Raw genomic sequence first — 19020 nt, 5'->3', positions numbered from 1 at the left:
CCATGAAGATTGCATTTATCGGCTTGGGCAACATGGGCGCGCCGATGGCGCGCAACCTGATCAAGGCCGGGCACAGCCTGAATCTGTTCGACCTGAACAAGACCGTGCTGGAGGAGCTGGCGGCCCTCGGCGGGACAATCAGCGAGTCGCCGAAAAGCGCCGCCCAGGGCTGTGAGCTGGTGATCAGCATGCTGCCGGCGGCGGCCCATGTGCGCAGCGTCTGGCTGGGCGAGGATGGGGTGCTGGCCGGTATTGGCCGGGGCGTGTCGGCGCTGGATTGCAGCACTATCGATCCGCAGACCGTCAGGGATGTGGCTGCGGCCGCGGCCAAACAGGGTGTGGCGATGGGCGATGCGCCGGTGTCCGGTGGTACCGGCGGCGCCACGGCCGGGACCCTGACCTTCATGGTCGGGGCATCCCTGGAGCTGTTCACCGCCGTGCAACCGGTTTTGGCGCAAATGGGGCGCAATATCGTCCATTGCGGCGAAGTGGGCACCGGGCAGATCGCCAAGATCTGCAACAACCTGCTGCTGGGCATTTCCATGGTCGGGGTCAGTGAAGCCATGGCCCTTGGCGCGGCGCTGGGGATCGACACCCAGGTGCTGGCCGGGGTCATCAACAGTTCCACCGGGCGCTGCTGGAGTTCGGAAATCTATAACCCCTGGCCGGGGATCGTCGAGACGGCGCCGGCATCGCGCGGCTATACCGGCGGTTTCGGTGCCGAGTTGATGTTGAAGGACCTGGGGCTGGCGACGGAAGCGGCGCGTCAGGCGCATCAGCCGGTGGTGCTCGGCGCGGTGGCGCAGCAGCTTTACCAGGCGATGAGTCTGCGCGGGGAAGGCGGCAAGGATTTCTCGGCGATCATCAATACCTATCGCAAACCGTAGGCCTGTGGGAGCGGCGCTTGTTGGATCGCCGTAGTGCCGCGATCCAACAAGCGCCACTCCCACACACCTGACCGGTCAGGGCGCGTAGAATCATCCGCCTGAAAATGCTTTCGAGGTGCGGGTGGTGGATCTACAGCAGGGTTTTGTCCTGACCCGGCATTGGCGCGACACCCCCACGGGCACGCAGGTCGAGTTCTGGCTGGCGACCGACAACGGTCCCCGGCATGTCCGATTGCCGCCGCAACCTTCCGTTGCCTTCATTCCCGCCGCCCATCGTCAACGCGCCGAAGCTTTGTTGCATGGCGAGCGTGGGGTCGAGTTGCGCCCGCTGGAACTGCTGGACTTCCATCACCGCCCGGTCCTCGGCCTGTATTGCCAGCAACACCGGCAGTTGATGAATATCGAAAAGCGGCTGCGCAAGGGCGGCGTCGATGTCTACGAAGCCGATATCCGCCCGCCCGAGCGCTATCTGATGGAGCGCTTCATCACCGCCCCAGTCCAGTTCGGCGGTACCGCCAACCCCGACGGCCCGCTGCTCGATACCCAGATGAAACCGGCGGCGGACTATCGCCCGCGCTTGAAGCTGGTGTCGCTGGATATCGAGACCACCATGCAGGGCGAACTGTATTCCATCGCCCTGGAGGGCTGTGGCGAGCGCCAGGTGTATATGCTGGGACCGCCGAACGGCGACGCCACCTCGGTCGATTTCAAGTTCGACTACCGCGATACCCACGCCGGCTTGCTCGAAGCCCTGAACGACTGGCTGGCCCTGCACGACCCCGACGCGATCATCGGCTGGAACCTGGTGCAGTTCGACCTGCGGGTGCTGCACGAACACGCCGAACGCTTGAAGGTGCCGCTGCGCCTGGGCCGTGGCGGTGATGTCATGGGCTGGCGCGACAATGGCGCGCGCAACACCCATTACTTCGCGGCGGCCGCCGGCCGCTTGATCATCGACGGCATCGAGGCCCTGCGCGCGGCGACCTGGAGCTTTCCTTCCTTCAGCCTCGAATACGTGGCGCAGCACCTGCTCGGGGAGGGCAAGTCCATCGACAACCCATACCAGCGCATGGACGAGATCGACCGCATGTTCGCCGAGGACAAGCCCGCCCTGGCGCGCTACAACCTCAAGGACTGCGAGCTGGTGACGCGGATCTTCGACAAGACCCAGTTGCTGACCTTCCTGCTGGAGCGCGCCACGGTTACCGGCCTGCCCGCCGACCGCAGCGGCGGTTCGGTGGCGGCCTTCACCCATCTCTACCTGCCGTTGATGCATCGTCAGGGCTTCGTTGCGCCGAACCTGGGTGAGCGCACTCCCGAAGCCAGTCCCGGCGGTTTCGTCATGGACTCGCGGCCCGGCTTGTACGAGTCGGTGCTGGTGCTCGATTACAAAAGCCTCTACCCGTCGATCATCCGCACCTTCCTGATCGACCCGGTGGGACTGGTGGAGGGCCTGCGCCATCCCGACGACCGTGATTCGCTGCCTGGCTTTCGCGGCGCGCGCTTCTCCCGCAGGCGGCATTGCCTGCCGGCCATCGTCGAGAGCGTCTGGCAGGGCCGGGAGGCGGCCAAGCGCGAGCACAATGCGCCGTTGTCCCAGGCCTTGAAGATCATCATGAATGCCTTCTATGGCGTGCTCGGTTCCAGCGGCTGCCGCTTCTTCGATACGCGCCTGGCGTCCTCGATCACCCTGCGCGGCCACGAGATCATGCGGCGGACCCGGCAACTGATCGAAGCCCAGGGCTACGCGGTGATCTATGGCGATACCGACTCCACCTTTGTCTGGCTGAAGGCGGCCCACAGCGAGGACGCCGCCGCGCAGATCGGCCGCCGCCTGGTGGCGCAGGTCAACCAGTGGTGGCGCGAGCACCTGCAACAGGCGCTCGGGCTGGACAGTGCTCTGGAGTTGCAGTTCGAAACCCATTTCAGCCGCTTCCTGATGCCGACCATTCGTGGGGCCGAGGAGGGCAGCAAGAAACGTTATGCCGGTCTGGTGAGCCGTGCCGACGGTAGTCGGGAGATGATCTACAAAGGCCTGGAAACCGTGCGCAGCGACTGGTCGCCTCTGGCCCAGGAGTTCCAGCAGGAGCTGTATCGGCGCATCTTCGACCGACTGCCGTATCAGGATTATGTGCGCGACTACGTGCGCCGGACCCTGGCGGGCGAGCTGGATGAGCGGCTGGTCTATCGCAAGCGCCTGCGCCGCCAGTTGGGCGATTATCAACGCAATGTGCCGCCCCATGTGCGAGCAGCGCGCCTGGCCGATGAGTACAACGATGCGCAGGGACGACCGCGGCAGTACCAGAGCGGTGGCTGGATCAGCTACGTGATCACCCTCGCCGGCCCCGAGCCGCTGGAGATACGCCGCGCGCCGATCGACTACGACCACTACATCACCCGGCAGCTACAGCCGGTGGCGGATGCGATCCTGCCCTTTGTTCAGGATGATTTCAGCACCTTGATCGGCGGGCAGTTGGGGTTGTTCTGAACCTCAGTCCTGGGGCGCGTCAGCGAACCCAGGCACCAGATTGGCGCAAGGGCTGCACCGCTCGCGCGCCTTGCTGTCATCAAGCCGTCCCCCCCGCCCATCGCCCAAATGACCTTCAGCACGATTTCGCAGCGCAAAAGAGGCTGCGATGTCCTTGCTCTGAAAATAAGCGTCTACGCTGATCGAGCACTATAAAGAACAATTTGCATCGATTGATGTATCCATTTTCAAGCGCTTGGTCGCACCAATCGAACAATGGTCGCGCCGCACAGCCCCTTCAAGATCCGCCCTTCGTGTGTGAACAAGACGGCGCATGGCTCTTCTGGCGCGTATTTTGCTGATGCGTGTTTATCGGGCTTGAGGTTGTGACCAATATCGCTCGCCTATGTATTCAAAATAACGCCAATCAGAATGCGAAAAATCATGGGAGTCAGCCCAATGTCGATCGATGCAAATCAAGTCCCGGTGGTGGTCATCACCGGCGCGCACGCCCAGCTCTATAACCGGGACCTCGCCCCCACGGCGCCGGAGGGACGCACCTGGGGGACGTTCAGCCTGTTCTCGATGTGGATGTCCGACGTGCATTCGGTCGGTGGCTATACCTTTGCCGCCAGCCTGTTCTTTCTCGGGCTGACGGGCTGGCAGGTGCTGCTCTCGATGATCGTCGGGATCACCATTGTCTATTTCCTGATGAACCTGATCGGCAAGCCGTCGCAAAAGTACGGCATTCCGTTTCCGGTGGTCGCGCGCATGTCTTTCGGCGTCATGGGCGCCAATCTCGCCGCGATCGTGCGCGGGGTCGTGGGAATCGTCTGGTACGGGGTGCAGACCTATTTCGCCTCCAAGGCCGTGCAGGTGCTGGTGATCGCGCTGCTGCCCGCGGCGCAGGATTTCACCCACAACAGTCTGCTGGGACTGTCCACGCTGGGCTGGATCAGTTTCGCCTTCATGTGGTTCTTTCAGTTGGTGATCTTCCTCGCCGGGATGGAGACGATCCGCAAATTTATCGATTTCTGCGGCCCGGTGGTCTATCTGGTCATGTTCGTGCTGGCCGGCTGGATGATTTCGAAGACGGGCATGGACAGTTTTTCGATGCAGTTTTCGGATAAGCACTTCACGGGCCTGGAGTCGATCGGCCTGATGGCCAGCGCGGCGATGCTGATCGTGGCCTACTTCGCCGCGTTGCTGCTGAACTTCGGCGATTTTTCCCGCTTCGCCAAGAGTGAGGCGGTGATGAAAAAGGGCAACTTCTGGGGCCTGCCGGTGAACTTCCTCGTCTTTGCGATCATCACGGTCATTGTCACCGGCGGTTCGATGAAGGTCTTCGGCGAGGCCATCATGGACCCGGTGCTGATTGTCGAGAAGATCAACAACCCACTGGTCTCGATCATCGGTGCGCTCACGTTCATCGTCGCCACCATGGGGATCAACATCGTGGCCAACTTCGTCTCGCCCGCCTATGACATCGCCAATCTCGCGCCGCAGAAAATCAACTTCAAGCTGGGTGGCCTGATTACCTCGATCCTCTCGGTGCTGGTCTGCCCCTGGCTGTTCGTGTCGAGTCCCCAGGCAATCACTCTATTCGTGAGTATCTTCGGCGCCGTATTGGGGCCGATGTTCGGCATCATGGTCGCCGACTATTACCTGGTGAAGCGGCAGGTCATCAAGCTGGAGGATCTGTACAGCCTGTCGCCTGATGGTTCGTTGTTTTTCGAGGGCGGCTGGAACATCAAAGCCTTGTTCGCGCTGATTGTGTCGGGGAGTCTATCGATCGGCTTGGCGTTGCTGGGAGCTTTCGGCTTGATTTTCAATGTCGGCGACTGGGGGTGGTTGATCGGTGCCGGCAGCGCCGCGCTGCTCTACGTGCTGGCAAATCGCCTGGGAGCGGCGCTTGCGCCGCTCGGCGAGTCGGTCTAGCGGGGCCGGGCGAAACGACGTGGCCGGGGCGGGCGTCGTTTCGCTGGCGGCGAAGGGCGGTGTCCGGTCCCGGCGCCGCGCAATCAGGCGAAGACGAAGTACTTGCGCACGGTTTCCACGACTTCCCAGGTGCCTTTCATTCCGGGCTCGACCACGAAGATATCGCCGGCGCGCAGGTGAATCGGGGCCAGGCCGTCCGGGGTGATGATGCAGTAGCCTTCCTGGAAGTGGCAGTATTCCCACTTCACGTAGTCGACCCGCCATTTGCCCGGAGTGCAGATCCAGGTGCCCATGATCTTGCTGCCGTCTTCGCTGGTGTAGGCGTTGAGGTTGACGGTGTGCGGGTCGCCCGCCAGTTTTTCCCATTTGCAGGCATCGAGGACCGGCAACGGATGGGTGTCGCGCAGAACGGTGATCGGTGGATTGGACATGCTGGGCTCCGGGCGCAGGTTGGTGAGGAAGCCTGCACCCTAGCGGTCGTCGGCGTGGAGCGGTTGTCCAGGTTCGACATCGACCTGCCCATGAGCGCATAACGCCTCGAGCAAGGTCCGGGCGTAACCCGGCAGGTGTTCGAACGCGCGGGCGCACAGCAGCAGCTTGCGCCGGGCCCAGGGTTCGGGCAGTGGGCGGCTGATAAAGGGGGCAACGCCCGGCCAGCGCCGCAGGGTCGCCTGGGGCACGATGCCGGGACCGGCACCACGGGCGATCATGCGCAACGCGCCGTCGAAGCCGTCGGCCCGTACCCGCAGTTGCAGGCGCATCCCCAGGTGCAGGGCCTGCTCTTCGAGGTACACCGCCAGGGCGCTGCTTGCAGGCAGGCCGACCTGTTCGTGGTGCAAGGTATCGTTGAAGCGCAAGTGCGGTTGCCGCGCCAAAGGGTGGTCCCGAGGGATCGCCACCACCAATGGGTCATCGCAAAAGTAGCGGGTCTGCAAGTCCCGGGTATCCACGGCGTCGGAGACGATACCCATCTCCGCCGCCCCCTGGCTGATGCTGTGAACAATGCGCAGGCTGGGCAGCTCCTGCAGGTCGATATCGATATGGGGGTGGCTGTGCAGGAAGTCGGCGAGCCGTTCCGGCAGGTATTCGCTGATCGCCGCGCTGTTGCCCAGCAGGCGGACCTGGCCTTTCACGCCTCGGGCGTACTCGGCCAGGTCCTGGCGCAGGCGTTCGGCTTGTCGCAGCATCAGCCGGGCATGCTGGACCAGGGCCTTGCCGGCGGGCGTGGGGCTGACACCCCGGCGACCGCGCAGGAACAGCGGTGTGCCAAGGGACGCTTCCAGAGCCCGTATCCGCGCACTGGCGGCCGGCAATGACAAGTGACTGCGCGCGGCCCCGGCGGTGATGTTGCCGGCATCGAGGATGTTCAGATGCAACTGAAGGTCGATCAGGTCGAAGTGCATGTTCATACGCTCGATTCAGTGTGCCCCCCCAAAAAAAACCGTAGGGGCCAGCTTGCTGGCGATGGCGACCATAAGGGCAAGGCAAGACCCAAGGGCCTCATCGCCAGCAAGCTGGCTTCTACAGGTTGAGTCTGTCTCTTGCTATTCAAGAGGCTAGCTCAACGGATGGCAGATTTTCAAACTCGTCGCCCGGGTTCAGCCTATGCCCATGAAAACACTTCTCGAGTTTTACCAGAACCTGGGCCTGACCCTTTCTCTACTGGTACTGGGCACCTTTCTGCTGGCGGGCATGGTCAAGGGCGTGATCGGCCTCGGGCTGCCAACGGTTGCCATGGGTTTGCTCGGCCTGGCTATGGCTCCGACGCAGGCTGCGGCCTTGTTGATCATTCCAGCGACCCTGACCAATGTCTGGCAACTGGCGGCGGGTGGACATCTGTCGAGCCTGCTCCGGCGGTTATGGCCGATGTTGCTGGCGATCTTCCTCGGTACTGCCGGTGGCACGCTGTGGCTGGGCGGGATGGACGGCGGTCATGGGGTGGTGCGGGCACTGGGCGCGGCCTTGCTGCTGTATGCCTTGAGCGGCCTGTTCCTGCCACCGCTGCGGGTTGGTGCCGGCCTGGAGCGTTGGTTGGGCCCGGCGTGTGGGCTGGTCACGGGCATCATCACCTCGGCCACCGGCGTGTTCGTCATTCCCGCCGTGCCTTACCTGCAAGCGCTGGGGTTGAACAAGGATGAGCTGGTGCAGGCGCTGGGCCTGTCGTTCAGCGTATCGACCCTGGCACTGGCGCTCGGCCTGTTCTGGCGTGGTGCGTTGGGCGACGGTGCCCTCGGCGCCTCGTTGCTGGTCCTGGTTCCCGCTCTCCTCGGCATGCTGCTGGGGCAATGGCTGCGTCAGCGGGTCAGTGCCGTGCTGTTCAAACGGGTATTTTTTATCGGCCTGGGCCTGCTGGGCGGGCACTTGCTGAGCGGCGGCTAGCCGAAGAAGGGGGGAGCCGTTCCGCTGGCCACAAAAACCTAGGCAACAATTGCTTGGCTATTCATGTGCTTTGAGCAAAAGCCATGGGTTTCAATGCAAGGGGCGGCTACTATCAAGGCTGTTTTTCCAACGAGGAACGGCGGTGAAAGCCAGATCCGATGAATTGCAGATCTTCGTGTGCGTGATCGAGTGCGGCTCGATTTCCGCCGCGGCCGAACAGGTCGGCCAGACTCCCTCGGCGGTCAGTCGCAGCCTGTCGCGGCTCGAGGCCAAGCTGGAAATCACCTTGATCAATCGCACCACGCGGCGCATGGACCTGACCGAGGAGGGCAAGTTCTTCTTCGAGCGGGCCAAGCAGATCCTGGCGCAGATGGATGAGCTGGAAGAGCGCCTGTCCCTGCGTCAGCAGACACCCTCCGGACGCCTGCGGATCAATGCCGCCTCGCCCTTCATGCTGCATGCGGTGGTGCCCTATATCGCGGAGTTTCGTCGCCTGTACCCGGATATCCAGCTGGAACTCAACAGCAACGATCTGATTATCGATCTGCTGGAGCAAAGTACCGATGTCGCCATTCGTATCGGTAACCTGGCGGACTCGACCCTGCATGCGCGCTCCCTGGGCAGCAGCCCGCTGAATATCCTCGCCAGTCCCGCGTATCTGGAGCGGCATGGGGTGCCGGCCAGCGTCAGCGAGTTGTCCGGGCACACGCTGCTTGGGTTCACCCAGACCGAAAGCCTGAACCACTGGCCGTTGCGGCATGCCCAGGGCGACCGCTGGCAGATCCAGCCGGGTATCAGCGCGTCCAGCGGCGAGACCTTGCGCCAGTTGGCGCTGGAAGGACAGGGCATTGTCTGCCTGTCGCACTTCATGACCCACCAGGATATCCACTCCGGGCGCCTGCGGGTGATCCTGCCCGAAGCCAATAGCGGTTATCGCCAGCCGATTCACGCGGTGTACTACCGCAACTCGCAACTGGCGTTGCGGATTCAGTGCTTCCTCGATTTTATCCAGGACAAGCTGGCGGGTTACGCCGCTCCAGTGCTTGTTGGTCAAGACAATGTTCTCAGGCAATTCGTGACTCCCGCGCAAGAGTGAATTGGGCCATGCCGGCTTATTCGGCACGGATAAGTCTTCGATACTGGATCGATTACTTACCCCTGCACGGAGTCTCACCATGAACGTTTTCATTACCGGCGCCGCCGGCTTTATCGGCGGCTCCATCGCCACGGGCCTGGTCAAGGCCGGGCATCGGGTCACGGGGCTTGTGCGCAGCGCCGAACAGGCCGAAGCAATGCGTCACCTGGGCATTGCTCCGGTCATCGGCAGCCTGGATGACAGCCTGCTGCTCGCCGAACAGGCGCGTCAGGCCGACGCGGTGATCAACGCCGCCAGCAGCGACCATCGTGGCGCGGTCGAAGCCTTGCTCGGCGCCCTGCGCGGTTCCGACAAGGTCTTGCTGCACACCAGCGGCTCAAGCATCGTCGGCGATGCCTCCGGTGGCTTGGCCAGCGACAACATCTACTACGAAGATCACCTGCCCGAACCGACCGTCGACAAGGCCGCCCGCGTGGCCATCGACAACCTGGTGTTGGGCGCGGCCGCGTTCGGCGTGCGTTCGGCGGTGCTCTGCAACACACTGATCTACGGTCACAGCCTGGGTGTGAAGCGCGATAGCGTGCAGTTGCCGCGGCTGCTCAAGCAGGCACGCAAGAGTGGTGTGGTGCGTCATGTCGGCAGTGGCCGGAACATCTGGTCCAACGTGCATATCGACGATGTGGTGGCGTTGTACCTGCTGGCGCTGACGAAGACGCCGGCGGGCACCTTCTATTTCGTGGAAAGCGGCGAGGCCGCGTTTATCGATATGACCCGCGCCATGGCCCGCGCCCTGCACCTGGGCGAGCAGCAAGACTGGCCGCTGGCCGATGCCGAAGCCGAGTGGGGTTATGAAATGGCCAACTACGGCCTGGGCTCCAACAGCCGGGTGCGTGGCCGGAAGGCCCGCGAATTGCTGGGCTGGGTGCCCAAGCGGACCTCGGTGACCGAGTGGATCCTCAACGAGATGGTGTGAGGGCGCCGGGGGCTTTACGACGCGGTTTTTGCGACCGGGTTCGCTCTTTTGGCGGTGCTGGCACCTAGCTATTAAAGAATCTGTTTTCCAGGCCGAAGCGCTTTGATTCAGGTAGCCAGGAAGACCCCCTCATGAGCTTCGGTAAAACCACGCCCGTCTTGCGTATCGACGACGAGGGCAAGGCGTTGGCGTTCTACGTTGACTTCCTTGGCTTCCGCGTCGATTGGCAGCATCGTTTCGAGCCCGGGTTTCCGTTGTACCTGCAAGTGTCCCGGGGCGATTGCGTGCTGCACCTGAGCGAGCACACTGGCGATGCGGCGCCGGGGGCGGCGCTGCGTATCGAAACCGACGAACTGGAGGGGTTCAGGGCGCGCTTGCTGGACAAGGCGACGGGCGCCGCACCGCTTGAGATCCAGGCCATGCCCTGGGGAAGCCTGGACATGACCCTCTATGATCCATTCGGTAACCGGCTGGTGTTTACCAACGCGATTTGCGCCTGACAGCACCTTCGTTGCGGCCCCCGCGCCACTGATTCCGTTCCGTGGGGCATCGCGAGGCCATGGCGTTATACGCGGAAGTGGCTGACCATCATCTGTAGCTGATTGCCCAGGCGGGCCAGTTCGACGCTGGAGGCGGCGGTTTCGTCGCTGGCGGCGGCGGTCTGTTCGGACACGTCGCGCACATTGACGATACTGCGGCTGATCTCCTCGGCCACCGCGCTCTGCTGCTCGGCCGCCGCGGCGATCTGCTGGTTCATCGACTGGATGTTTGACACCGTGCGGGTGATGTTCTCCAGTGAGGCGCCGGCCTTGCGGGTCAGGGCGACGCTGCTGTCGGTCAGGCTGCGGCTGTTATTCATCACGTTCGCCACTTGCTGGGTGCCGTTTTGCAAGGCAGCCACCAGGCCCTCGATTTCCTCGGTGGACTTCTGCGTGCGTTGGGCCAGACCGCGGACTTCGTCGGCCACCACCGCGAACCCGCGTCCGGCTTCACCGGCCCGCGCCGCCTCGATGGCGGCGTTGAGTGCCAGCAGGTTGGTCTGTTCGGCCACCGCCTTGATCACGTCCATGACCGCGCCGATCTTGTCGCTTTCCTGCTGCAACACGGTCATGGCTTCGGTCGAGCGCACCACTTCGGTGGCCAGGCGTTCGATCTGGGCGATGGCCTCACCGACCACCTTGTCACCCGCGCGGGCTTCACCGTCCGCCGCGGCCGCGGCCTGGGAGGCCTGTTCGGCATTGCGCGCGACCTCCTGAACGGTGGCGGTCATTTCGTGCATGGCCGTGGCGACCTGGTCGGTCTCCACTTTCTGGCTGTTGACTCCGGCACTAGTCTGTTCGGTGACCGCCGAGAGCTCCTCGGCGGCGCTGGCGATCTGGGTGACGCCGTCGCGGATGCCGCTGATCAGGTCGCGCAGGGTGCTGCCCATGCGCTGGATGCCTTGTTGCAACACGCCCAGTTCATCGCGGCGGGTCACCACCAGGTTGTGGGTCAGGTCGCCGGCGGCAATGCGCTCGACCACACCGAGGGTCTCGCGGATCGGCCGGGTGATCTGCCGGGTAATGATCACGGCGGCGAGAATCCCGACCAACAAGGCCAGCAATGTACTGCCCAGTTGCAGGGTGCGGGCCTGGGCGCTCTCGCTGTCACGACGGTCCAGCTGGATCTGATACAGCGCTTCGCTGCGTGCGACGATGTCGTTGCCTTGCTCGGTCATTTCCTTGCGCGCCTGCAACGCGGCGGCGTTGGCGGTCTTGTAGGCCTGCATGGCGGTGCGGTAGTTGCCCAGGGCGGTTTCGAGCTGGCTCACGGCGCCCTGTTCGGCCACGCTGAAGGCTTGCGCCAGGGCCTTGAGGCCATCGATCGCTGCGCTCAGTTGATTGAAGGCTTTCTGCTCAGTGTCGGGGTTGCTGTTGGCGGTGTAGCCACGCACTTCATAACGCGTCAGCTGGAACTGCTCCTTGGCCCGGGTGATGGCCTGGAAGCGTTCGAAGCGGCCTTCCTCGCCGGGCGCCATTTGCAGCACCTGGGCATGGATGGCGGTAATCAGTTTGTTGATGGTTTCGGCGTTGTCGCCCATGGTCTGGCGTGCGCTGTTGGCCGTGCGATAGCTATCGCGCATCTTGTTCAGCGATTGTTGGTATTGCTTGATGAGGTCGTCCTGCTCTTTGAGCAGCTTGAGGTTTTCCGGGCTCTTGAAACTGTCGAGCAGCTTTTTCTGTTGCACGATGAACGCGTCCAGGTTGACCTGCACGTTCTGTGCGGCGGTTTCGTCGCCATTGGTCAGCATGTATTGCAGACGTGCCACCCGCAGTTTGGTCAGCGAGGCATTGAGCTGGGTGATGTCGCTCATCCAGTTGCTGCGGTCGATCAGACCGCCCAGGCTGTTCCAGCCGGTCAGCGCCAGGATGATCGTCAGGAGCAGTACCAGGCCGAAACCCAGGCCCAGTTTCAGATTGACGCTGATATTGCCAAACCAGCTATTCATTAAATTCCTCCAGGAACTTGGTGTCGCGTGCTATCGGGTGGCTGGAAGGTGTTGTTTTTGGAGCCAGCTGAATTTGTTCGTAGGGGGGATATCGGCGGTAATGCCATTAGCTGAAAGGATTTTGTTATGCCATATGTTTCAAGATGTCGCTGTAATGACGATAACGTTGTCTGTCTCGGCCTGAGGCGGGCTTTTTTCAGGCAAAAAAAACCGGCGCTGCGAGGCGCCGGTTCTTTACCGATGGAGCGTGCGGTGCAGCTTATTGCCCGTAGAACGTATAGAAACGCTTGCCGCCGATGGTGATGTTGGCCAGGACCTTGATCGGCGCCGCTGGCGGCGACACGTTCTGGCCCTGGTCGACGATGACCACATTGTCCGGCGAGGCGGCCAGGAAGGCCGTCAGCTCGGCTTCGCTCATCAGCACCTGCTGCTGGCGCCGGGTATAGAACACGGTGGAGGCCAGGCGTTCTTCCGGATGGTACAGGGCTACCTGCTTGCCATGGGCCTGCAGTTCGATGACCTGGTCGGTCAAGGGTTTGAAGGAGTTCTTGAGGTCAGAACGCGACTCCCGTGCCGCCGCCACCAGGTAACCGCAGACCACCAGTGCCAGCAGCCCCATGGCCAGGGGCCGGTGAAGCTTCACCAGCTTGGCGCTGAAAGCTGAAGTGGCCGAGCGCCCACGCAGCCACTCGAGGATCAGCGCTGAATATTCGGCGGCGATGATGGCGGCGGCCGGAGCCATGGACACCATGTAGACCATGCGCTTGCTGGAGGCCAGGGTCAGCAGGGTGAACTGGGCCAGGAACCAGACGCTGGCGAACAGCAGGTGGCGATTATCCACCAGACGCTTGCGCAGGCTCCACAGGCCCAGGTACACCAGCAGGTTCCAGGGCAGGAAGGCTTCCGGGAGCTTGGCCAGATAGTAGTAGAACGGTTCGTAGTGCCCGGCGGCGGTGAAGGAGCCGCTGAAACGTCCGACGCTGTTGGCCCAGAGCACTTCGCCGACCGCCTGCATGCCGCCGCGCTGATAGAGCAGGCACAGCCAGATCAGCAGGGGGATCAGCCCGAGCGCGGTGAACAGCGCCGGGCGCAGCCAGTTGCCGAGGTCGAAGCGTTTGTCGATCAGGCTTTGAGTCACCAGGTAGACGAAAATCACGATACCGGGCAGGGCGAGGCCCAACACCCCTTTGCTCAGGGTCGAGATCACGATGCCGAGGGCGAAGACACTCCAGGCGCCCAGGCTTGGGTTGTTCTGCGAGCGCTGCTCGTTCGCGCGGTAGAAGGCCAGCAGGGCCAGGGTTACACCGAGGCAGAGCAGCGCGTCTTCACCGACCTGGCGGGCATTGCCCAGGTAACTGGCCATGGTCACGAGCATGGCCGCGGCGGTCCAGGCCAGCAAGGTGGGGCGCCCGATCTTGCGCAGGAAGACAAACAGCGCGAGCACCGTGAACAGGCCGGCGAACGCCGAGGCCAGACGCACGGCCAGGGGCGTGCCGCCAAACAGCTGGATGGCGCCGGCATCGAGCCAGAGGCTCAGCGGTGGTTTTTCCAGAAAGGGTTCGCCGAGCAGGTGCGGGGTGACCCAGTCCTGGGTCAGGTGCATCTCCATCGCGATCCCGGCCACCCGGGACTCGGTGGAACCTTGCAGTTCGTGATTGCCCAGTCCGAAAAAGAACAATAGGCCACTCAGCAGGAGCAGGAGCAGGAAAGGGCGTGTCATTCGCATAGTCATACCGAAAGAGAGGAATTGGGTCGCAAGGCAAGCTGTTGATCGAAAAAGTATACGGGGCGATTTCTCAACATCTTGTGAAGAGCGGTAGTGCCTGTGTGTGCCAAGATGTTTCAGTCGCCCAGGGCCTCGCCTTCACGCCGTGGGTCGGCGCCGCCGGCCCATGACGACTGCCCCTTGGCGTCACGCACGCGCATGATGGCCTGGGTACCGCTGGTCATCTCCAGTTCGTTGATGACATGGCCCCGGTCCTGCAGGGCCTTCAGCAGTTGCGGCGAGAACAAGCCTTGCTCCAGTTCGGTGGGACCATTGCGGCTGCCGAAGTTGGGCAGATTGATGGCTGACTGCGGGTCGAGTTTCCAGTCCAGCAGGCCGACCAGGGTCTTGGAGACGTACTCGATGATCTGCGAGCCGCCGGGCGAGCCGACGGTGCCGATAAACTCGCCGTTCGCGCGGTCGAACACCAGGGTCGGCGCCATGGACGAGCGTGGTCGCTTGCCCGGCTCGACCCGATTGGCCACCGGTTTGCCATTTTCGCTCGGGACGAAGGAGAAGTCGGTCAACTGGTTGTTGAGGATAAAACCCTCGACCATCAGGTGCGAACCGAACGAGCTTTCCACCGTGGTGGTCATCGACACGGCGCCACCCTGGTCGTCGACGGCGACGATCTGCGAGGTGGCGATACGCATCGGCGAGCGGTCCGGGGCCAGGGCCACCTGGATTCCGGCCGGGACCCCGGGTTCGGCCTGGCCCAGGCTGCGTTCACCGATCAGGCGGGCGCGACTGGCGAGGTAGCCGGGGTCGATCAGCCCGGCGACCGGAACCGGGATGAAATCGCTGTCGGCGACATATAGGCCACGGTCGGCATAGGCCAACCGGTCGGCTTCGGCGATCAGGTGCACGGCTTGTGGTTGCGGTTCGAGGCCGGCGGGGCTCGAGCTTTTCAGCGGGCCGAGCGCGGGCAGCGCTTGGCGTTTGTCCTGTGCTTCCAGGGCCTGCAAGGTGCCGAAGATCTGTGCGATGGCGATGCCGCCGGAGGACGGTGGCGGCATGCCGCAGAGCTGCCACTGCTTGTAGTCCGAGCACAGCGGCGTGCGTTCCTTGGCCTGGTAGCCTTGCAGGTCGGCCAGCGAGAGACTGCCGGGGTTGGCGCTGCCATTGACCGCCGCGACGATCTCCTTGGCGATGGCCCCCTTGTAGAGCGCATCCGTGCCTTCGTTGGCGATGCGCTTGAGTACGGCGGCCAGTTGTGGATTCTTCAGCGTCGTACCGACGGCTTTCGGGCTGCCGTCGGCATTGAGGAAGTACGCGGCCATGGCTGGCGAGTGGGGCAGGAACGGGCTGGCGACGATCTGCTTGTGCAGCCGCGGTGAGATCGCGAAGCCTTGTTCGGCGAGGCGGATGGCGGGATCGAAGAGCTTCGCCCAGGGCAGACGGCCCTGCTTGCGGTGGGCCAGTTCCAGGGCGCGCATCACCCCGGGCGTACCCACCGAGCGTCCGCCGATCTGGGCCTGGGTGAAGGCCATTGGCGTTCCGTCAGGCTTGAGGAAGAGTTTCTCGGTGGCACCCGCCGGCGCGGTTTCACGCCCGTCGTAGGCGTGCACCTGCTTGCCGTCCCAGACCATGATGAACGCGCCGCCGCCGATGCCGGTGGCTTGTGGTTCCACCAGGGTCAGCACGGCTTGCATGGCGATTGCCGCGTCCACGGCGGAGCCGCCCTGGCGCAGAATCTCGCGCCCGGCCTCGGCCGCCAATGGGTTGGCCGCCGCGGCCATGTGCCGGGTCGCGTGTTGCGTGAGCAGGCCGCTGCGATAGCCGCTACCGATTTCCGGGGCGAGGGGTTGGGCGATGGCCGACGCTGAAGGGGGGGCGTTGCAGGCCGTGAGCGCCAGGCTGATGGCCAGGATACAAAGGGAGAAAAGACGCGCCGGGAAATGTGAGTGCACTGTGTAGGCTCCTGCCTTGGGCATGCCCGGCACTATAGTCCGGGCATTGTGGCGGGAACAATCGTTGATCGGCATGATGCAAAAGTGTCGGCGCTGCCGACACACGGGAAAACCGAAGTCAGCGCGTAGGTGGCGCTGAAGACCCCGTTGGATTAGGTGACTTCTTTCTCAGGTTCCAGGGAGGCAAGGTTTTGACCTGAGATTGCATGTCCTGTATATGATACATTGCGAAGCTGATGTCGTGAATTCGAGACATGGACTATCAAACGATTACCCAGCGGTTGGGATTACAGATACGCGATAAGCGCATGAATCGTGGTCTGACCCAGGCGCAACTGGCGCATCTGGCGGGGCTCACCCGGCAGAAAGTGGTGGCCGTGGAAAAAGGCAGCGGTTCCGTCAGCGTGACCGCTTATGCGCGGGCCCTGGGGGCACTGGATTGCGAGTTGCGGGTGATTCCGGCGGTGATGCCGACGCTGGATGATGTGAAGGATCTTTTCGAATGAAGATGGGATCGCTGAAAGTCAGGACGCCGCAAGGCGATAGCGGACGCCTTGTGCATCGTGACGCGGAGTATCTGTTTCGCTACAGCGGAAACCCTTCCCAGGGGAAACGCTGGGAGAAATCCTGAGCTGGGATAGAACAGAAGATATCTTCGCTGATCTGGTTGACCGTTACATTACGCGCGCGGGTATTTCTGGCGTGCAGCCAAAGGTCTTGGTACCTGAGGCGGCGGCTCCGTTTATTCGAACGTTTGGTTAGCGAACGGAAAATCAATAGGGGAGCAGGGCGGGTGCTGACCGGATTGAATCATCTCACCTTGGCGGTTACGGATCTGGCTCGTAGTGTCGACTTCTATGAGTCCTTGCTCGGCTTTCACTTGAAGGCGCGTTGGGTGGCGGGGGCTTACCTGTCTCTGGGGGATCTGTGGCTTTGCCTGTCGCTTGACGAGTCACGGGCTACACCGTCGCATGCCGATTACACGCACTTTGCGTTCTCGGTCGGGCAGGAGACTTTCGAAACCTTCACGGCGCGCTTACAGGCGCATGAGGTTATTCAGTGGAAGCGCAATTCGAGTGAAGGGGACTCGTTCTACTTTTCCGATCCGGACGGGCACAAGCTTGAAGTGCATGTCGGTTCTCTTGCCAGTCGGCTTGAGCAATGCCGACTCCAACCCTATGAGGGGATGGAGTTTTTTGACTGAGTGCATTCTGTGTGGTGGCCGCGTTCGGTGCGGGATCAACACCTGCCGCACGCGGCAGGTATAGGTTTAGAACTGCTCGGCGTCCAGCCCAAACAACGACGCACTACCCGCACGAATGCTCTGTTCCAGACTCAGGATACGCGGCAGCAAGCGGCTGAAATAGAACTGTGCGGTTGCCAGTTTCGCCCCGTAGAACCCTGGATCCTCGCCGTGCTTGTCTTGCGCGACCTGGGCCATGCGCGCCCAGAGGTAGGCGTAGGCGACATAACCCAACAAGTGCAAGTATTCGACGCAGGCACTGCCGATGGCGTTGGGGTTGTGCACGGCCTGTTCCTGTAGCCAGTCGCTGAGGCTTTCCAGGCGCTGCACCGCGTCCAGCAGTGCGTCGGCATGGGCTACGCCGGGCTGCGCGGCATAGTGGCGAATCTCGGCGGTGAACAGGCGCAGGGCAACCCCAGCGTTTCCCACCACCTTGCGACCCAGCAGGTCGAGGGCCTGGATGCCATTGGTGCCTTCGTAGATCTGCGCGATGCGCACGTCACGCACCAACTGTTCCTGGCCCCATTCGCGGATATAGCCATGGCCGCCGAAGATCTGTTGGCCGTGGATGCAGCTATCCAACCCGGTGTCGGTGAAAAACGCCTTGGCCACCGGGGTCAGCAGCGCGACCAGGGCTTCGGCATTGTGCCGTTCATCAGGCTGGTCGGAGAACTTGGCCAGGTCCAGTTGCTGGCCGACATAGCTGGCGAACGCGCGGCCGCCTTCGGTCATGGCCTTCATGCTGAGCAGCATGCGCCGCACGTCGGGGTGGACGATGATCGGGTCGGCTACCTTGTCCTTGGCCACCGCTCCGCTCGGCGCACGGCTTTGCAGGCGCTCGCGGGCGTAGGTCCGGGCATTCTGGTAGGACGCTTCGGCGCAACCGATACCCTGGATGCCGATGGACAGCCGCTCGTAGTTCATCATGGTGAACATTGCCGCCAGACCCTTGTTGGCTTCGCCGATCAGCCAGCCGCTGGCGCCGTCGAAGTTCATCACGCAGGTAGCAGAGGCCTTGATACCCATCTTGTGTTCGATCGAACCGCAACTGACGGCATTGGCGGCACCCAGACTGCCATCGGCATCGACGAGGATTTTCGGTACCAGGAACAGCGAGATGCCTTTGGGCCCGGCTGGCGCGTCCGGCAACTTGGCCAGCACCAGGTGGATGATGTTCTCGGTCAGGTCCTGTTCACCGCCGGTGATGAAGATCTTGCTGCCGCTGATGCGGTAGCTGCCATCGGCCTGCGGCTCGGCACGGGTGCGGATCAGGCCGAGGTCGGTGCCCGCATGGGCTTCGGTCAGACACATGGAGCCGGCCCAGCGGCCTTCGTACATCGGCGGCAGGAAGCGCTCTTTCAGTGCCTCGCTGGCATGGGCGTCGATGGCCAGGCAGGCGCCGGAAGTCAGCGCCGAATACAGGGCGAAACTGGAGTTGGCGCCGTATAGCATTTCTTCGAATTGCACGGCGAGCATCTTCGGCATGCCCATGCCGCCGAATTGCGGGTTGCCGCTGAGGCCGACCCAGCCGCCTTCGATATAAGTGGCATAGGCGTCTTTGAAGCCCATCGGGGTGCTGACCTGGCCGTCGCGCCACTGGGCGCCTTCTTCGTCACCGCTGCGGTTGAGCGGGGCGATCAGGTTGCCGGTGACCTTGGCCGCCTCTTCCAGAATCGCATCGGCGGTCTCGGCGTCGACGGTCTCGGCCAGGGCCGGCAGGCGTGCCCAGAGTTGGCGGGCGTTGAAGACTTCATGCAGCACGAAGCGCATATCGCGCAGGGGAGCGTTGAACTCGGGCATGGCGTGGGACTTCCTGCAAAGTTGGGATGGCTGGCTCGGCTTCGGCCGCGCCACTGGAAATGTGCGTCACCCCA

15 protein-coding genes and 2 pseudogenes are annotated in these 19020 nt (G+C 62.9%); 10 read left to right on the top strand and 7 right to left on the bottom strand.

Annotated elements, in window-relative coordinates:
- Positions 1-2: 2 nt before the first annotated feature.
- From mmsB to PFEN_RS27625, 3 genes are all read left to right on the top strand, one after another.
- Entirely contained in the window at positions 3-887 is an 885-nt protein-coding gene (mmsB, locus tag PFEN_RS27635) for a 3-hydroxyisobutyrate dehydrogenase (RefSeq protein WP_191489751.1), read from the top strand.
- Positions 888-1011: 124 nt separating this feature from the next.
- A complete protein-coding gene (locus PFEN_RS27630) occupies positions 1012-3375 on the top strand; it encodes a DNA polymerase II (RefSeq protein WP_191489750.1) in 2364 nt (787 codons plus the stop codon).
- A gap of 438 nt (positions 3376-3813) precedes the next feature.
- On the top strand, positions 3814-5292 hold the full coding sequence (locus PFEN_RS27625; RefSeq protein WP_191489749.1) for an NCS1 family nucleobase:cation symporter-1: 1479 nt from the start codon (positions 3814-3816) through the stop codon (positions 5290-5292).
- Between the two features lie 83 nt (positions 5293-5375).
- Here PFEN_RS27625 and PFEN_RS27620 read toward each other — a convergent pair whose 3' ends face one another.
- On the bottom strand, positions 5376-5723 hold the full coding sequence (locus PFEN_RS27620) for a cupin domain-containing protein (protein ID WP_191489748.1): 348 nt from the start codon (positions 5721-5723) through the stop codon (positions 5376-5378).
- A gap of 39 nt (positions 5724-5762) precedes the next feature.
- Entirely contained in the window at positions 5763-6695 is a 933-nt protein-coding gene (locus PFEN_RS27615) for a LysR family transcriptional regulator (protein ID WP_191490270.1), read from the bottom strand.
- Positions 6696-6903: 208 nt separating this feature from the next.
- Between PFEN_RS27615 and PFEN_RS27610 the strand changes: the two genes are divergently transcribed.
- The 4 genes from PFEN_RS27610 (at position 6904) to PFEN_RS27595 (ending at position 10240) form a co-directional block, all read left to right on the top strand.
- The gene (locus PFEN_RS27610) at positions 6904-7671 is read left to right on the top strand and encodes a sulfite exporter TauE/SafE family protein (RefSeq protein WP_191489747.1); all 768 of its coding nucleotides are present in this window, start codon (positions 6904-6906) and stop codon (positions 7669-7671) included.
- Between the two features lie 142 nt (positions 7672-7813).
- Positions 7814-8767, top strand: a complete 954-nt coding sequence (locus tag PFEN_RS27605; RefSeq protein ID WP_191489746.1) for a LysR family transcriptional regulator — start codon at positions 7814-7816, stop codon at positions 8765-8767.
- A 79-nt stretch (positions 8768-8846) separates the two neighbouring features.
- On the top strand, positions 8847-9740 hold the full coding sequence (locus PFEN_RS27600; RefSeq protein WP_191489745.1) for an NAD-dependent epimerase/dehydratase family protein: 894 nt from the start codon (positions 8847-8849) through the stop codon (positions 9738-9740).
- A 131-nt stretch (positions 9741-9871) separates the two neighbouring features.
- A complete protein-coding gene (locus tag PFEN_RS27595) occupies positions 9872-10240 on the top strand; it encodes a glyoxalase superfamily protein (protein WP_191489744.1) in 369 nt (122 codons plus the stop codon).
- Between the two features lie 65 nt (positions 10241-10305).
- Here the strand turns inward: PFEN_RS27595 and PFEN_RS31700 are convergent, their stop codons facing one another.
- From PFEN_RS31700 to ggt, 4 genes and pseudogenes are all read right to left on the bottom strand, one after another.
- A complete protein-coding gene (locus PFEN_RS31700) occupies positions 10306-11010 on the bottom strand; it encodes a methyl-accepting chemotaxis protein (protein ID WP_412071493.1) in 705 nt (234 codons plus the stop codon).
- A 198-nt stretch (positions 11011-11208) separates the two neighbouring features.
- Positions 11209-12093, bottom strand: a pseudogene (locus tag PFEN_RS31695) (methyl-accepting chemotaxis protein); the annotation flags it as partial.
- 394 nt (positions 12094-12487) lie between these two features.
- Positions 12488-13948 (bottom strand): ArnT family glycosyltransferase, encoded by a 1461-nt coding sequence (locus PFEN_RS27585; protein WP_191489742.1) that lies wholly within the window; start codon positions 13946-13948, stop codon positions 12488-12490.
- Between the two features lie 122 nt (positions 13949-14070).
- On the bottom strand, positions 14071-15927 hold the full coding sequence (gene ggt / locus PFEN_RS27580) for a gamma-glutamyltransferase (RefSeq protein ID WP_191489741.1): 1857 nt from the start codon (positions 15925-15927) through the stop codon (positions 14071-14073).
- A gap of 230 nt (positions 15928-16157) precedes the next feature.
- On the opposite strand from ggt, the gene PFEN_RS27575 reads away from it, so the two are divergent.
- The 3 genes and pseudogenes from PFEN_RS27575 (at position 16158) to fos (ending at position 17107) form a co-directional block, all read left to right on the top strand.
- Positions 16158-16409: a helix-turn-helix domain-containing protein gene (locus tag PFEN_RS27575; protein ID WP_191489740.1), complete on the top strand. Its 252-nt coding sequence runs from the start codon at positions 16158-16160 to the stop codon at positions 16407-16409.
- Between the two features lie 85 nt (positions 16410-16494).
- Positions 16495-16632 (top strand): annotated as a pseudogene (locus PFEN_RS30895) (type II toxin-antitoxin system HipA family toxin); the annotation flags it as partial.
- A gap of 64 nt (positions 16633-16696) precedes the next feature.
- A complete protein-coding gene (gene fos, locus PFEN_RS27570) occupies positions 16697-17107 on the top strand; it encodes a fosfomycin resistance glutathione transferase (RefSeq protein ID WP_191489739.1) in 411 nt (136 codons plus the stop codon).
- A 66-nt stretch (positions 17108-17173) separates the two neighbouring features.
- Here the strand turns inward: fos and PFEN_RS27565 are convergent, their stop codons facing one another.
- Complete coding sequence (locus PFEN_RS27565; RefSeq protein WP_191489738.1) at positions 17174-18946, bottom strand: acyl-CoA dehydrogenase C-terminal domain-containing protein; 1773 nt, start codon at positions 18944-18946, stop codon at positions 17174-17176.
- Positions 18947-19020: the final 74 nt, after the last annotated feature.

The organism is Pseudomonas sp. FEN, from assembly GCF_904067045.1.
GTDB lineage: Bacteria > Pseudomonadota > Gammaproteobacteria > Pseudomonadales > Pseudomonadaceae > Aquipseudomonas.
Note: the sequence above shows the minus strand (reverse complement) of the source record. Positions and strands in the feature narration are given on the sequence as shown.

Excerpts from the sequence above, each read along its gene's own strand:
- PFEN_RS31700 (WP_412071493.1), bottom strand. The coding sequence starts at position 11,010 with ATGACCGCCACCGTTCAGGAGGTCGCGCGCAATGCCGAACAGGCCTCC.
- PFEN_RS27565 (WP_191489738.1), bottom strand. The coding sequence starts at position 18,946 with ATGCCCGAGTTCAACGCTCCCCTGCGCGATATGCGCTTCGTGCTGCAT.
- PFEN_RS27620 (WP_191489748.1), bottom strand. The coding sequence starts at position 5,723 with ATGTCCAATCCACCGATCACCGTTCTGCGCGACACCCATCCGTTGCCG.
- PFEN_RS27595 (WP_191489744.1), top strand. The coding sequence starts at position 9,872 with ATGAGCTTCGGTAAAACCACGCCCGTCTTGCGTATCGACGACGAGGGC.
- PFEN_RS27600 (WP_191489745.1), top strand. The coding sequence starts at position 8,847 with ATGAACGTTTTCATTACCGGCGCCGCCGGCTTTATCGGCGGCTCCATC.
- PFEN_RS27575 (WP_191489740.1), top strand. The coding sequence starts at position 16,158 with ATGGACTATCAAACGATTACCCAGCGGTTGGGATTACAGATACGCGAT.
- PFEN_RS27615 (WP_191490270.1), bottom strand. The coding sequence starts at position 6,695 with ATGCACTTCGACCTGATCGACCTTCAGTTGCATCTGAACATCCTCGAT.
- ggt (WP_191489741.1), bottom strand. The coding sequence starts at position 15,927 with ATGCCCAAGGCAGGAGCCTACACAGTGCACTCACATTTCCCGGCGCGT.
- PFEN_RS27610 (WP_191489747.1), top strand. The coding sequence starts at position 6,904 with ATGAAAACACTTCTCGAGTTTTACCAGAACCTGGGCCTGACCCTTTCT.
- mmsB (WP_191489751.1), top strand. The coding sequence starts at position 3 with ATGAAGATTGCATTTATCGGCTTGGGCAACATGGGCGCGCCGATGGCG.
- PFEN_RS27585 (WP_191489742.1), bottom strand. The coding sequence starts at position 13,948 with ATGACACGCCCTTTCCTGCTCCTGCTCCTGCTGAGTGGCCTATTGTTC.
- PFEN_RS27625 (WP_191489749.1), top strand. The coding sequence starts at position 3,814 with ATGTCGATCGATGCAAATCAAGTCCCGGTGGTGGTCATCACCGGCGCG.